The 15,138-nt window shown below is 63.9% G+C and carries 11 protein-coding genes; 5 read left to right on the forward strand and 6 right to left on the reverse strand.

Annotated features, from left to right (window positions below):
• Positions 1–94: 94 nt before the first annotated feature.
• Positions 95–1,549, reverse strand: coding sequence for an aminotransferase-like domain-containing protein (locus ACNA1V_RS11835; RefSeq protein WP_415833812.1), 1,455 nt, complete (start codon positions 1,547–1,549; stop codon positions 95–97).
• A 147-nt stretch (positions 1,550–1,696) separates the two neighbouring features.
• On the opposite strand from ACNA1V_RS11835, the gene ACNA1V_RS11840 reads away from it, so the two are divergent.
• Positions 1,697–2,347: a LysE family translocator gene (locus ACNA1V_RS11840; protein WP_415833813.1), complete on the forward strand. Its 651-nt coding sequence runs from the start codon at positions 1,697–1,699 to the stop codon at positions 2,345–2,347.
• Positions 2,348–2,455: 108 nt separating this feature from the next.
• Here ACNA1V_RS11840 and pdxY read toward each other — a convergent pair whose 3' ends face one another.
• On the reverse strand, positions 2,456–3,292 hold the full coding sequence (gene pdxY / locus ACNA1V_RS11845; protein WP_415833814.1) for a pyridoxal kinase: 837 nt from the start codon (positions 3,290–3,292) through the stop codon (positions 2,456–2,458).
• Between the two features lie 225 nt (positions 3,293–3,517).
• Entirely contained in the window at positions 3,518–4,108 is a 591-nt protein-coding gene (locus ACNA1V_RS11850; protein ID WP_415833815.1) for a YqaA family protein, read from the reverse strand.
• Between the two features lie 109 nt (positions 4,109–4,217).
• On the opposite strand from ACNA1V_RS11850, the gene ilvA reads away from it, so the two are divergent.
• Together ilvA and ACNA1V_RS11860 are read left to right on the forward strand one after the other, a co-directional pair.
• Positions 4,218–5,726, forward strand: a complete 1,509-nt coding sequence (gene ilvA, locus ACNA1V_RS11855) for a threonine ammonia-lyase, biosynthetic (RefSeq protein ID WP_415833816.1) — start codon at positions 4,218–4,220, stop codon at positions 5,724–5,726.
• 58 nt (positions 5,727–5,784) lie between these two features.
• Positions 5,785–7,074, forward strand: coding sequence for a glycerate kinase type-2 family protein (locus ACNA1V_RS11860; RefSeq protein WP_415833865.1), 1,290 nt, complete (start codon positions 5,785–5,787; stop codon positions 7,072–7,074).
• A gap of 35 nt (positions 7,075–7,109) precedes the next feature.
• On the opposite strand, the gene ACNA1V_RS11865 is transcribed toward ACNA1V_RS11860, so the two are convergent.
• The 3 genes from ACNA1V_RS11865 to ACNA1V_RS11875 all read right to left on the reverse strand — a co-directional run bounded on the left by ACNA1V_RS11865 (position 7,110) and on the right by ACNA1V_RS11875 (position 11,960).
• Entirely contained in the window at positions 7,110–8,480 is a 1,371-nt protein-coding gene (locus ACNA1V_RS11865) for a sigma-54-dependent transcriptional regulator (protein ID WP_415833817.1), read from the reverse strand.
• Positions 8,477–10,474: an ATP-binding protein gene (locus tag ACNA1V_RS11870; protein WP_415833818.1), complete on the reverse strand. Its 1,998-nt coding sequence runs from the start codon at positions 10,472–10,474 to the stop codon at positions 8,477–8,479. Before ACNA1V_RS11870 ends, ACNA1V_RS11865 begins: the two co-directional genes overlap by 4 nt.
• 148 nt (positions 10,475–10,622) lie before the next feature.
• Entirely contained in the window at positions 10,623–11,960 is a 1,338-nt protein-coding gene (locus tag ACNA1V_RS11875) for a dicarboxylate/amino acid:cation symporter (RefSeq protein WP_415833819.1), read from the reverse strand.
• 526 nt (positions 11,961–12,486) lie between these two features.
• On the opposite strand from ACNA1V_RS11875, the gene thiC reads away from it, so the two are divergent.
• Together thiC and ACNA1V_RS11885 are read left to right on the forward strand one after the other, a co-directional pair.
• Positions 12,487–14,403, forward strand: a complete 1,917-nt coding sequence (gene thiC, locus ACNA1V_RS11880; RefSeq protein WP_415833820.1) for a phosphomethylpyrimidine synthase ThiC — start codon at positions 12,487–12,489, stop codon at positions 14,401–14,403.
• A gap of 166 nt (positions 14,404–14,569) precedes the next feature.
• The gene (locus tag ACNA1V_RS11885) at positions 14,570–15,109 is read left to right on the forward strand and encodes a YaeQ family protein (RefSeq protein ID WP_415833821.1); all 540 of its coding nucleotides are present in this window, start codon (positions 14,570–14,572) and stop codon (positions 15,107–15,109) included.
• Positions 15,110–15,138: the final 29 nt, after the last annotated feature.

Consider the following 15,138-nt stretch of genomic DNA (forward strand, 5'->3'; position numbering starts at 1 on the left):
TTGCACAGTAGCATAGTCCTCGGCGTTCCGAGGCGACTTTCCCGGCGTCCGGCGGGCATGCCGGGCCACAAACTGCCGTCGCCAGCCCCCTCCCTCAGTCGCTGCCCCTGACTGCCGCCAGCGCCCGCGCCAACCTGTCCCAAGCCCGTTCATCCTGCATCAGCAAAATGGAAAACCGGATATGCGTGGATGGCTGTTGCGATGGAGAAAACAGAGAACCCGGCGCCAGCAGCAAGCCCTGGTCTGCCGCCGCCATGGCCAGGCGCTCGGCGTCCACGCCGCAGTCCGTCCACAGAAACAGGCCGGCATCGGGCAGCAGGCCGGGGTCCAGGCCCAGCGCACGCAATCGTTCATGGCAGATCCGCCGTGCCGTATCGGTCTTTTCCCGTAGCCGCAGGACATGCCGCCGGTATTGCCCGCCAGCCAGAACGGCATAGACCAGCCGCTCGCCCACTTCGGGCGAACTCAGGCCATTCAGCATTTTCAGATCGCACAGCGCCGCAACATGCTCAGGCGCCGCCGCCAGGTAGCCGACCCGCAGGTTCGCCGCCATCAGCTTGGAAAAGCCTCCCACCAGGATCACGCGCTTGAAACCATCCAGCGCCGCCAGGCGGATGGGCGTGCCGCCAGCCAGATCCCCGTAAGTATCGTCTTCGATCACCATGAAGTCATAGCGCTCGGCCAGACGCAGGATTTCATGCGCCACGCGGGCCGTCATGCCATGGCCGGTCGGGTTGTGAACCACGGAGTTGCACAGGAAAAAACGCGGCCGGTGCAATTGCGCCAATGCCTCCAGGCGATCCAGATCCAGGCCGCGCATGCCGCGCGGCACCCCTACGGGACGGATGCCCTGCGCCGCCAGATTGGCAAACCCGACAAACCAGGACGGATCCTCGACCAGCACGGTATCTCCCGGCTGTGCCAGATAGCGCACCACCAGGCTCAGCCCATGCGTCACGCCGCCGGTCGTCATCAGATTCCCGGCTGGATTGAGTTCGACCCCATCGCGCTGCAACAAACGCGCCACCTGCTGCCGCAAGGGGAGATACCCTTCCGGCAGGCCATAGTTCAGCAAATAGCCGGTAGGCAGACGCGCCACGCGACGCATCGCGCTGGCCAGCATTTCCGGATCCGTCCAGGCAGGCGGCAGCATGCCGCTACTGCCTGACAAGGCACCGCCGGGCGGCGCCTCCTGGAACATGCTGCGCAATAGCCAGCTCACGTCCAGCGTCGTGCGTTCAACCGGCGCCGGTTGCGCCAGAGGCCATTCCACCGGCGCAGCAGACGCCTGGACATAAAACCCCGCACCACGGCGCGACTGGATCAGCCCACGCGCCACCAGCAATTCATAGGCTTCCACGACCGTAAAACGGCTGACTGCCGCCAGACCCGCCATATCCCGTATGGACGGCAGGCGCGCGCCTGCCCGCAGGGCGCGCTGCTCGATTTGCCCGGCAAGCTTATCCGCCAGCTGCTGCGCCAGCGGCACGCTGCTGTCACGCACCAGCCGCCAGGAAAAGAGCGGGGCTTCCGCGGACTCAAGTGTCATGGTCATATCACCAGGCCAGTTCAGATAACTGTTTGAATAACCGTATAGGTACTGTACAGATATTACTGCGTAAAGTTTGCCTCATGCCCCACCGCCCCCGGAACGGGCGGGTGATTTTCGATTCTCCGAGACTTCCGCAGGACACTGATGATGCATGCCCCCCTATCCCATGACATGATGGCACCGGCACTGGCCGGATCCCTGGCGCTTTTCATGTTTGCCTCGTCTATCACCCCCGGGCCCAACAATGTCATGTTGGCCGCATCCGGCCTGAACTTCGGGTTCCGCCGTTCCGTGCCGCACATGCTGGGTATCAGCCTGGGCATGATGAGCATGCTGGTTCTGGTCGGGGCGGGCATGGGCAGCCTGTTCCTGAACGTTCCATGGATCTATGAAGTCCTGCGCTATGTTGGCGCGGCCTATCTGCTCTACCTGGCATGGCGCATCGCTACCGCAGGCGGCATGGATGACGCCAACCAGCGCGGCCGCCCCATGACGCTGATGGAAGCCCTGCTGTTCCAGTGGGTCAACCCCAAAGCCTGGATCATGGTCGTGGGTGCCATCGCAACCTATGTGCCGCAACAGAATTTCTTCATCAACCTGGTGCTGGCCACGCTGTTGTCCGGCCTGATCAATCTGCCCTGCATCAGCGTCTGGGCACTGTGCGGCACCGCCCTGCAGCGCGTACTGACGGCACCGCTGGCCATACGCTGCTTCAATATTGGCATGGCGCTGCTGCTGGTGCTCTCGCTCTATCCGATTCTGGCGACACTGGTGGCCTCATCGCCTGCCCGCTGACCGGCATGATCGGATCGGCCCGGCGCTTTCGTCCTGCATGCGCCGCCCGCCGGCAATCCTGCTTCCGGCGGGCACCCGTGCGCAGGCAGCCCGGCCGGCACCGACCGGTCAGGGCTGGCGCCGGGTTGCCGGAAACCGGCGCGTCGGCAACTGGATGGCAGGCATGGCCTGTGTCAGCGGCATTTCATGGGCATCCGTGGCCGCAGCCAGTTCGATGACTGCGTAAACACCACTCACCGAATCCGCCAGCGCCACTTCCAGCGCAGCGCCGCGCAGCAACGACACCAGGAAACGTGCCGTCATGACATCCCCGGTTCCGCTCAGATCAACATCCAGACGCGGCGTACGCACCTGCCAGATATCACTGCCACGGCCCACGACGTTGACGATTCCCCCATGTTCATCGGGCACGCTGCTGACGACGATGATGCGCTGGCGTTCGCCGCTCAGCGCCGCCATGCGGCCAGCCAGCGTGGCCTCTTGCGGCACGAGCCGCTGCAGCTCGAAGGTATTGGGGGTCAGGACATCGGCCAGCGGCACCAGTTCCTCGGCGATGGCCTGGGCACAGGCGGCATCGACATACAGGCCTTTCTGGCTGTCGCCCATGACCGGATCGCACACATACAGCAGGCCGGGATGCTGACGCTTCACATCCACCAGCCATTGCGCCACTTCGCGCACGATGGCGGCGCTACCCATCCAGCCTGTCAGCACAACGTCCAGCTGGCGTGCCTCGACGCGCTGGTTCAGGCCTGCACACAGCGCTCGCACATCCTCCGCCCGCACGGGCATGGACGACCATTCGGGATAGTCGGGCGTATTGGACAGCAGCGTGGTCGGCACCGGATAGACAGTCAATCCGGCGGACTGCAGGACAGGCACCGCCGCACTGTTGCCGGCATAGCCAAACACCAGTTGCGACTGTATGGAGACGACAGTTTTCATGGAAAGCAGCGTAACAACAGAAGGGGCGCTAAACGCAGAAAGCAAACCGCCAGCCTGGTTGCTGGGCCAGACATGGGCTGCCGCACGTACTGTAACCAAGGGAAACTTTCATCATACGCCTTTGACGGGCCGCCTGCGGGCTCCCTCCGCCAGCCTGGCGCCGAACGCAGCGAAAAAACGACGCGGCACTCAGGCAACGGCGCCATGCGCCGACCGACAGAACGCTCACAGGCCGGGCAGCGCCTGACCCGATACCCACAGCAGGAATGCCGTCATCAGGACATAGCGCAAGAACTTGCCTATCGCCATATAAACGACACAGGGCCAGAAAGAAAAGCGCAACCAGCCTGCCGCAGCGCAAAGCGGATCGCCCACGGCGGGCAACCAGGACAACAGCAAGGCTGGCGGTCCGATGCGGCGCATCCAGTTGCGGGCGCGGACATCCCAGCGTCCGGCCCGCTCACTGCCGTCTGTTTCGTCCTGTACCCCCGGTCCGGCTTCCTGCCCCGGCAGGCTGCGCGCCTGCGCGGCGCTCAGCCGCTTGCGCCGGTGCCAATGCACGAAGGCTTTGCGGGCGCCCAGGCCCATGGCATAGGAAATCGCACCGCCTATCGTATTGCCCAGCGTCGCTACCAGCACGGCGGGCCAGAACATGTGCGGCGTCAGGGTCAGATAGCCGAACACCACCGGTTCAGACCCCAGGGGCAGCAAGGTTGCCGACACCAGGCTGACGATGAAAATGGCGCTCAGCCCGACCTGCGGCAATGCGAACATCGCCAGCAGGCTGTGAATGGCGGACATCAAGGTGCTTTCCATCGCCGCAGTTTACAAGAAGCGGTTTGTGAACGGCGCCGAAACGCTGTGCTACTCTGAACGGTTTCCTGTCTCTACTTTTTCAACACACCCAGGCCGAGCGCCGACAACCATGAATACCGACTATCTGAAACGCATCCTGACATCCAAGGTCTATGACGTCGCGGTGGAAACCCCGCTGGAATACGCCCCGTTGATTTCAGAGCGAATTCAGAACAAGGTCTGGTTCAAGCGCGAAGACATGCAGGAAGTCTTCAGCTTCAAGCTGCGCGGCGCTTATAACAAGATCGCCAATCTGTCCCCGGCAGCGCTATCGCGCGGCGTGATCGCGGCTTCTGCCGGCAACCATGCGCAAGGCGTCGCCCTGTCTGCGCGCAAGCTGGGCTGTCGCGCCGTCATCGTCATGCCGGTGACCACACCGCGCATCAAGGTAGATGCCGTGATGGCGCACGGCGCGGAAGTCGTGCTGGCCGGCGAAAGCTATTCCGACGCCTACCAGCATGCGCTGACCCTCGAAAAGGAACAGAAGCTCACCTTCGTGCACCCTTTTGACGACCCGGATGTGATCGCCGGCCAGGGCACGGTCGCCATGGAGATCCTGCACCAGCATCCTGGCCCGATTGAAGCGGTTTTCGTCGCCATAGGCGGCGGCGGCCTGGTTTCCGGCGTCGGTTCCTACATCAAGGCGCTGCGCCCGGAAATCAAGATCATCGGTGTGCAGACCGTCGATTCCGATGCCATGCTGCGCAGCGTGCAGGCAGGCAAGCGCATCACGCTCTCGGATGTCGGCCTGTTTTCGGACGGCACGGCCGTCAAGCAGGTCGGGCAGGAAACCTTCCGCATTGCCCGCGAAGTCGTCGATGAATTCGTCGTGGTCGATACCGACGAAATCTGTGCCGCGCTCAAGGATGTCTTCACCGAAACCCGCAGCGTGCTCGAACCCGCTGGCGCCATGGCGCTGGCCGCTGCCAAGAAGTATGCGGCCGAACGCAAGCTGAAGAACAAGACGCTGATCACGATTGCCTGTGGCGCGAACATGAATTTCGACCGGATGCGCTTCGTGGCCGAGCGCACCGCCATCGGCGAACAACGTGAAGCCCTGTTCGCCGTCAGCATGCCCGAGCAGCGCGGCAGCTTCCGCCGCTTCTGTGAACTGCTGGGCGACCGCGCCGTCACCGAGTTCAAGTACCGCATGGAAGACAGCGACCGCGCCCATGTGTTCGTCGGCCTGCAAGTCAGCTCACCCGCAGAAGCGGAAAAACTGGCTGGCAATCTGCGCAAGCATGATTTCGACATTCTCGACCTGACGCAGAATGAACTGGCCAAGACCCATCTGCGCCATATGGTAGGCGGGAAATCCTCTCAGGCAACCGACGAACTGCTGTACCGCTTCGACTTTCCCGAGCGCCCCGGCGCCCTGATGCGTTTTCTGGCGGCCATGCAGCCGGACTGGAACATCAGCCTGTTCCACTACCGCAATCAGGGCGGCGATGCGGCCAGCGTGCTGATCGGCATCCAGGTTCCCAGCGCCGACCGCAAGGCCTTCCGCGAGTTCCTGAAAGCACTGGATTATCCGCACGCCAACGAAACGGATAACCCCGCGTACCGCTTGTTCCTGTAATCGCCGCCGCCGTCCGGCCCAACCACCGGACGGCGCAGGCTTTCTGCGAGCAGTCATGATGCCCAGCCCAGACTTCCGTGCCGATGAACTGCTGCGCCGACTGTTTCAGGCAGCCATTTCAGCGGCTGACCCGGCCCGCTGCCTAGCCCCTTATATCGCTGACCTGCGTGCCCGCGTACGCGGCGGGAGAGTTGTCGTCATTGGGGCAGGCAAAGCCTCTGCCGCCATGGCCGCTGCCCTGGAAAACGCCTGGGACGGCCCGCTGGAAGGCCTGGTGGTCACACGCTACGGCCATGCCGTTCCGTGCCGCCAGATTGAAATCATCGAGGCCGCCCACCCCGTGCCGGACAGCGCGGGCGCTGCCGCGGCACAACGCATGCAGGACTGCGTCACCGGGCTAGGCCCACGGGATCTGGTCATCGGCCTGTTTTCCGGCGGTGGTTCGGCTTTGCTGGCTGCACCACTACCCGGCATTGCCCTCGCGGACAAACAGGCGCTGAACCGCGCGCTGCTGGCCAGCGGCGCGTCGATTTCGGAAATGAACTGCGTCCGCCGCCACCTCTCGGCCGTCAAGGGCGGCCGTCTGGCGGCCGCCTGCTATCCGGCACAGGTCGTCAATCTGCTGATCTCCGATGTGCCGGGCGATGATCCCGCCGACATAGCATCCGGCCCGACCGTTCCCGATATGACAACGCGCGCGCAGGCAATTGCCGTATTACAGCGCTACGGTATCGCCCTGCCCGCCGCCTTGCAGCAGGTGCTATGCTCGCCGGCAGCGGAATCCCGCAAACCTGGCGACCCAGCCCTGCCTGCCATCATCACGCACCTGATCGCAACGCCACGCCTGGCATTGCAGGCGGCCGCACAGGCGGCGCATGCCGCAGGGATTTCCCCCTATATCCTGGGCGATGCCATCGAAGGCGAAGCGCGCGAAGTGGCGCGCGCCATGGCCGGCATGGCGCTGTCCTGCCGACGCTACAACGAGCCCTTTCCTGCCCCCTGCGTGCTGCTGTCCGGCGGCGAAACGACGGTCACGCTGCGAGGCCAGGGGCGCGGTGGCCGCAATGTGGAGTTCCTGTTGGCCCTGGCCCTGGCGCTGCGCGGCGAGCCGGGCATTCATGCCCTGGCCGCCGACACGGATGGCGTGGACGGCCAGGAACCGGTTGCCGGTGCCTGCATCCGCCCGGATACGCTGGCCCGCGCCCGCGCCATGGGGCTGGACCCGATGGGCAGCCTGGCCAACAATGATGCTCATGGCTTCTTCGAAAGCCTGGGCGATGGCGTCATCACCGGCCCTACCCTGACCAACGTCAACGATTTCCGCGCCCTGCTGATCCTGCCAGACTGAACCGCCCACCCGCGGCATACGCGCAGCCGCCACATTCAGGACAGGCTCAAGCCATACTTGCGCACCTTGTCATGCAAGGTAGTCTTGGGCACCTGCAAAGCCGCACTGGCGCGCGTCAGGCTGTTGCCATGGCGGCGCAAGGCCTCGACGATCAAGGCCCGCTCGAAATCGGCCACGGCCTGAGCCAGGGGCCGTTCCTGCGTCATGGCGTCATCTGCGCCGCCGGCGCTGGCGAAAGGCGGAAATCCTGCAGCGATCCCCAGCACGCAACGTTCCGCCGCGTTGCGCAATTCACGCACATTGCCCGGCCAGTGATACGCCATCATGCTGCGCAAGCGGCCCGGATCCTGCGCCAGTGGCTCACGCCCGTGGCGGCTGGCCGCCTGCAGCGCAAAATGCTCGAACAGGATACCGATGTCCTCACGCCGTTCGCGCAAGGGAGGCAAGGGCAAGGTTGCCACGCTCAGGCGATAGTACAGATCCGCCCGGAATCCGCCGCTTTCCGCCAGCGCCAGCAAATCCACCTTGGTCGCAGCGACCACGCGGCAATCCACCAGCACGGGCGTATTGGATCCCAGACGCTCCAGCGTACGCTCCTGCAGGACACGCAAGAGTTTGACCTGCATGGACATCGGCATGCTTTCGATTTCGTCCAGAAACAGCGTCCCGCCGCTGGCATGTTCGATGCGGCCGATACGGCGCCGGCCAGCGCCCGTGAACGCGCCTGCCTCATGTCCGAATATCTCGCTCTCAAACAGATGCTCAGGCAAGCCACCGCAATTGATTGCGACAAAATTGCCATGGCGCCGCACACTGGCTTCATGCAGGCAACGCGCCACCAGCTCCTTGCCGGTGCCGGTTTCACCGTGGATCAGCACATCGGCTTCGCTGTGCCCCAGTTCCGCCACCAGCCGCCGCACACGGCGCATGGGTTCGGATTCCCCCAGAATGCGGGCATCTATCGTGTCGCGGTTCTGCAGCGTTGCCCGCAACGCACGCACCTCCAGCGTCAGGCGCCGATGCTCCTGCGCCCGCCGCACGAGTTCCACCAGGTAATCGGGTGCGAATGGTTTTTCAATGAAATCATGTGCGCCATCTTTCATGGCCTGCACGGCCAGCGCCACATCCCCATGTCCGGTCATCAGGATCACGGGCAGTTCGGCATCCTGTGCCTGCAATTGCCGCAACAGCGCCATGCCATCCATGCCCGGCAGACGCATATCCGTAACGACCAGCCCCGGCGCGGCGCCCGCTTCGAGACGGCGCAGCGCCTGCTCGGCGCTCTCTACCGCTTCCACGGCGATATCCGCCAGCTGCAGCGTCTGCACACAGCCCAGACGCACATTTTCATCGTCCTCAACCAGCAGGACACTCAGTGCCGGACCAGCCGCTGCGGCGCTTTTCATCTGGCGTTTTCCTTTGCCGGCGCTGCCGGTGCAGCAGGCAAGTCCACAATGAACAATGCGCCGCCGCTGGCTGCCGCCGCCGCGCTCAGCGTGCCGCCGAAATCACGCACGATGCCGGCCGAAATCGCCAGCCCCAGCCCCAGGCCACGGCCGGCATCCTTGGTCGTAAAGAAGGGTTCGAACAAGTGCGCCAGCACCTCTTCCGGCAGACCGGGCCCGTTGTCCGCCACTTCGATGCGTACCCGGTCGCCTTCTCGTTTGGCGCTGAGGCGAACAGCGGGCGCCGCATGCCCTTCGACGGCATCCAACGCGTTCCCGATCAGGTTGACCAGCACTTGCTCCAGGCGGTTGGCGTCGCACAGGGCGGTCACACCACCAGCGATCATCATGCGCATCCCGGCCCCGACCTGACGCAAACGCGGTTCCAGCAGAAACAGCGCGTTGTCGATCGTCCGGCGCACATCCACCGGCTGCGGCGCGCCATCGGACTTGCGCGCAAACAACTTGAGCCGGCTGGTCAGGCCGCCCATGGTATCGACCAGCGTGCCTATGCGATCCAGATTCCCCCGCGCGGCCGCCAGGTCGCCACGTTCCATGAAGCGGCCGGCATTGCTGGACAATGTCCGCAGGGCCGCCAGCGGCTGGCTCAGTTCATGCGCCAGCTCGGCCGACAATTGCCCGATGACTGCCATCTTGCCCGCATGCACCAGTTCATCCTGGGCCGCATGCAGATGCCGCGTACGCTCCTCGACCTTACGTTCCAGCTCGTCATGCGCCCGCTGCAGCGCTTCGCGCGCCTGCAGGCGCTCACGCAAATAGGCGCGGCGCTGCTGCCAGAGCAGCAACATAATGCATATCAGCGCCGTGGCTGCAGCCGCCAGCGCCGCGCGCGTCCAGGCCATCCAGGTCAGGTGCCCGGCGGGTGACAGCACGGTCAGCGTCCAGCCGGTATCCCCCAAGGGCTGGGCTTGCGCCAGATACATCGGTGCGGCCCAGCCGTCAGCCGCTGCCCCTGCCGGCGACGGCAGGCTCACCAGGGCCGCGCCATCAGGCAAAGCCTGGCTTTCCACCAGCCCCAGCGGAGCCAGAGGCTGATCGAAATACTGCAAGCTGGCACGCAGGCGCTCGCGCGCCTCATCCGCCAGGGGCCTCATGGCAGAAAATTTCCACGCCGGCGACGAAGCCAGGATGACAATACCGTTGGCATCGGTCACCAGCACCGGAATATCCACACTGCGCCAAGACTGCTCCAACTGCTCCAGCCCGACCTTGACCACCGCGACACCCGCCAGCTCCCCGTCCTCATACAGCGGCGACGACAGGTAATAGCCAGGGTCTCCACGCGTCGTACCGACGCCAAAAAATCGCCCGGTGCGGCCAGCCGCCGCTTCGCGGAAATAGTCACGGTAGGACAGGTCTTCCCCAAGGAAGCTATCAGGCTGCTGCCAATTACTGCTGGCCAGCACCTGGCCCTGCGTATTCAGAATGTAGATGGCACGCGTGCCTGCGAGCCGGTTCAGGCTTTCAAGAAACCGATTGACCGCCAGGGGCAACGCCTGCGCATCATCCGCCCTGCCCGCCGCAAGAGGAGGCGAGGCAGGTTCTGCTTCCGCTGCGGCCTCACGGTCCAGGGCCGCATCCGCGCCAGCAATGTCGCCGGCATCCTGCGCCATACCGGCGAGAAGCTCATCAAGGCTGGAGGCATCCACTGCCCTTGCGCCCTCGGGTGGCGCCGCAGGCTGAAGCTGCCGGGGCGCCAGCATCAAACGGACGTCACGCTCCAGCGCGAGCGTGGCGGGCAGGAACGCATATTTGTCGATCTGCCGCTCCAGGCTGGCGGCATACAGGGCCACACGGCCCTGACCGGCGCGCTGCAAGGCATCGAGATCATCGCTCATGCTATGGCGATAACCGGCCCAGCCCGCCAGCGCAGACAGCAGCGCGATCCCTGGCAACAACAGCCCCAGTCTGCGGAAAAAACGGGATACGGGCATCAGGTCGATCCAGAATGGAAACGCTCGACGCATCATAGCAGAGCCATTCCGCCTCATGCGCCTGCCCGCCCGGCGGCCTGGCCTCGCCTGCCGCCCTCGCTGCCGTCACAGGCAGCGGGCGGCGTCTCTGCACCGGGGTGCCGACCCCTCATGCGGCGCGTTCTGCGCTGCCCGGAGCAGACCTTGCCGCAGCCAATGCCGGCGCCTCATTCTCCACCTCCGCCACCTCGGCCTGCAGGCCGTCCGCCAGCGCTTCATCCTGCCCGTCCAGGGCCTTTTCCCACTTGGCGACTACTGCGGTGGCAATCGTATTGCCCAGCACGTTGGTCGCGCTGCGCCCCATATCAAGGAAGTGGTCTATCCCCAGGATCAGCAAAATGCCGGCTTCCGGCAGTCCGAACATGGGCAGCACGGCGGCGACCACCACCAGCGACGCACGCGGCACCCCGGCAATGCCCTTGCTGGACACCATCAGCACCAGCAGCATCAGAAACTGCTGCTGCAGCGACAACGGAATATCGTAGGCCTGCGAGATGAACAAGGCCACGAAGGTCGTGTAGATCATCGAGCCATCCAGATTGAAGGAATAGCCCAGCGGCAGCACGAAACCGATCAGGCGCTTGCGCACGCCGAAAGCTTCCAGCTTTTCCATGACCAGCGGATAGGCCGCTTCGCTGGAGGCCGTGGAAAAGCCCAGCAGCATAGGCTCGCGCACGGCGCGCACCAGGCGAAAGACATCGCGCCCCAGCACCATGAAGCCCGCGCCGATCAACACGATCCAGAGCGCCACCAGCGCAATGGCGAAACACAGCATGAAGCGGCCATAGACCATCAGGATGCCCAGGCCTTCCGTCGTGATGATATTGGCGACGGCACCGAACACACCCAGCGGCGCAAAGCGCATGACATAGTTCGTCACGCGCAGCATCACCGGCACCAGGCCTTCGATGGATTGCGCCAGCACCAGGGAAGTCTTGTCGCGCAAGTGACCCAGTGCCAGGCCGAAGAAGACCGCGAATACCAGGATCTGCAGAATCTCGTTGTTGGCCATGGCTTCGACGAAATTGCGCGGCACCACATGCAGCAGGAAATCGTGCAGGTTCAGCGACCCGGTACTGAGGCCGGAACTGGCGCGCGCATCAGGCAAAGGCACGCCGACATTGGCCCCAGGCTGCAGCAGATTGGCAAACAGCAGGCCCAGCAGCAGCGACACGAACGACGCCATCATGAACCAGCCCACCGCCTTGCCGCCAATGCGCCCTACCGCCCGGCCATCGCCCATGCTGGCCAGACCGGCCACCAGGGTCGCAAAAATCAGCGGCGCGATGATCATCTTGATCATGCGCATGAACAGCTCAGTCAGCATTGCGAAATAGCTGGCGATTTCCTTGGCCTGCGCCGCGCTGCCCGCCCACAGGTGACAGGCATACCCCACGACTATGCCCACCACCAGCGCAATGAGTATCCACTGGGTCAGCCGGTTCATTTTTGGTTTTTTTCTTGGCGCTGATGGCGCCGGAGCACCGGCACTGCCGGAAGCCTGCTGGGAACTGCTGTGCGCGGCTGCATCCGGCGCAGTGGGGTTTGCGCTATGGCGTGTCGTCATTGTTTTCTCTCCACCTGTAGATACCGGCCTGAACCGGACCCAGATATCTAGCAAGTGCCGTGCCAACTTTCCACGGCCTGTAGAAAAACCCAATACCTTGAAAAAAAAGCGGTTTTCAGCATTCCTCGCATGGCCAGATTCGGAAATCCGGACAAACCGCCGCCAAATCCATCCGGAAATCCGAACAATCCGGTTTCTGTCCGACGGTTTCCCAGACGGGCTGCCTTGCGCTTATACTGGCTGCCACGCAGGGGTACATCCCGCCGCCTATCCAGGCGGGGTTGTTGAGAGAGTCCCTTCGTACCAGTACGGATAATGCCGATGCTGGGAGCGTATGCCGGGCCTTTCTGCGCGCCCGGTATCCTTCCTTATCGGCTCCACGATTCCTTCTTCATGGAGCTTCACCTTGAATCAAAAAGCCAACTTCCTGGCCGCCACGGCCCAGGTCGATGCGGCTGCCATCGCGCCGCTGCCCCAATCCCGCAAGATCTACCAGACTGGCTCACGGCCTGACATCCGCGTGCCTTTTCGGGAAATCACCCAGGAACGTACCCCGACGCTGTTCGGCGGCGAGGAAAACCCGCCGTTGACGGTGTACGACACCAGCGGCCCCTATACCGACCCTGATGCGCAGATCGACATCCGCCAAGGCCTGCCCGCCTTGCGCGCCGGCTGGATTGCCGAACGCGGCGATACCGAACAGCTAGACGGGCCCGGCAGCGCCTACGGCCAAGAACGCCTGCGCGACCCCAAGCTGGCGTCCATGCGTTTCGGCCTGCAGCGTCCGCCCCGGCGAGCCCTGGCAGGCGCCAATGTCACGCAGATGCACTATGCGCGGCGCGGCATTGTCACGCCGGAAATGGAATTTGCGGCCATTCGCGAAAACCTGCGGCGTGAACAAACCATCGAAACCCTGCGCGCCAGCGGGCCGGAAGGCGAAAAAATGGCGCGCCGCCTGCTGCGCCAGCACCCTGGCCAGAGCTTTGGCGCCAGCATTCCGGCCAGCATCACGCCGGAATTCGTCCGTGACGAAATCGCCCGAGGCCGCGCCATCCTGCCGGTCAACATCAATCACCCCGAAATTGAACCGATGCTCATCGGCCGCAATTTCCTGGTGAAGATCAACGCCAATATCGGCAATTCGGCAGTCAGTTCCGGCATCAGCGAGGAGGTCGAAAAAATGACCTGGGCCATTCGCTGGGGCGCGGATACCGTCATGGACTTGTCCACCGGCAAGAACATCCACGAAACTCGCGAATGGATCATCCGCAATTCGCCCGTACCCATCGGCACCGTGCCCATCTACCAGGCGCTGGAGAAGGTCAACGGCAAGGCGGAAGACCTGACCTGGGAAATCTTCCGCGACACGCTGATCGAACAGGCAGAACAGGGCGTGGATTACTTCACCATCCACGCCGGCGTGCGGCTGCCCTTCATTCCGCTGACGGCCGACCGCATGACCGGCATCGTCTCGCGCGGCGGCTCCATCATGGCCAAATGGTGTCTGGCGCACCACAAGGAAAGCTTCCTCTACACGCACTTCGAAGACATCTGCGACATCATGAAGGCCTATGACGTCAGCTTCTCGCTGGGCGACGGCCTGCGGCCCGGCTCCGCCTACGATGCCAACGACGAAGCCCAGTTCGCGGAACTGAAAACGCTGGGCGAACTGACGCAGATCGCCTGGAAGCATGACGTTCAGGTGATGATCGAAGGCCCGGGCCACGTGCCCATGCAGATGATCCGTGAAAACATGGAGCTGCAGCTGGAGCACTGTCATGAAGCGCCGTTCTATACCCTGGGGCCGCTGACCACGGACATCGCGCCGGGCTACGACCACATCACCTCGGGCATCGGTGCGGCGCTGATCGGCTGGTATGGCACGGCCATGCTGTGTTATGTCACGCCCAAGGAGCACCTGGGCCTGCCCAACAAGAAGGACGTCAAGGACGGCATCATCACCTACAAGATCGCCGCCCATGCCGCCGACCTCGCCAAGGGCCATCCCGGCGCCGCCATCCGCGACAACGCGCTCTCCAAGGCGCGCTTCGAATTCCGCTGGGAGGACCAGTTCAACCTGGGCCTGGACCCGGATACGGCGCGGGAATTCCATGATGAAACCTTGCCCAAGGATTCCATGAAGGTGGCGCACTTCTGCTCCATGTGCGGGCCGCACTTCTGCAGCATGAAGATCACCCAGGATGTGCGCGAATATGCGCAACGCCAGGGACTCGAAGCCGGCAAGGAGGCGCTGGCGGCCGGCATGCAGGAAAAAGCGGTGGAGTTCCGTGCGCGCGGCGCGGAAATCTATCAAACCGTTTGATCCTTGCCCCCGGGCTGCCGCCATGCAGGCCTTGCCGGGCCCCCGCCGTACCACGCTTGCTGCAATGCAGCGAGCGTGGTACGGCGCCTGTGCCTACAATGCTCGTTTCACCGCAAGGCGTGCCGCCCGGCCCGCGCCGGTTTCCTTTTTCCACGCTGCATTCCCCATGGCCCTGCCCGCAACCATTTATAAAACCGATCTGAACGTCGCCGACAATGACCGCGCCTACTATGGCAGCCACTCGCTGACCCTGGCGCGGCATCCTTCCGAAACCGACGAACGCCTGATGGTCAGGCTCCTGGCCTATGCGCTGAATGCCGATGCCGATGAAAACCTGCGTTTCACCCGCGGCCTGAGCGAAGTCGATGAACCGGAACTCTGGCGCCTGGACCTGACCGGTGCGGTGCAGACCTGGATCGAAGTCGGCACGCCGGATGAACGCCGGATCCTCAAGGCCTGTGGCCGAGCCGACGAAGTCATTGTCTATGCCTATGGCCGCAATGCGCCACTATGGTGGAGCGGCGTGCGCACCAAGCTGCGCAAGGCTGAAGGCAAACTGCGTGTCTATCTGCTGCCCGCCGATGCCACGGCCACACTGGCAGGGCTGGCGCGCCGCAATATGTCCCTCAACATCAATATCCAGGATGGCGCTGCCTGGATCTCCGCCGACACCGGCGAAGCCACGGTGGATATCACTCCCGCCTGAGGCCTGGCGCGCGCCTTCCCCCCGCGTTC

It is taken from the genome of Kerstersia similis (assembly GCF_965139615.1).
Classification (GTDB): Bacteria; Pseudomonadota; Gammaproteobacteria; order Burkholderiales; family Burkholderiaceae_B; genus Kerstersia; species Kerstersia similis.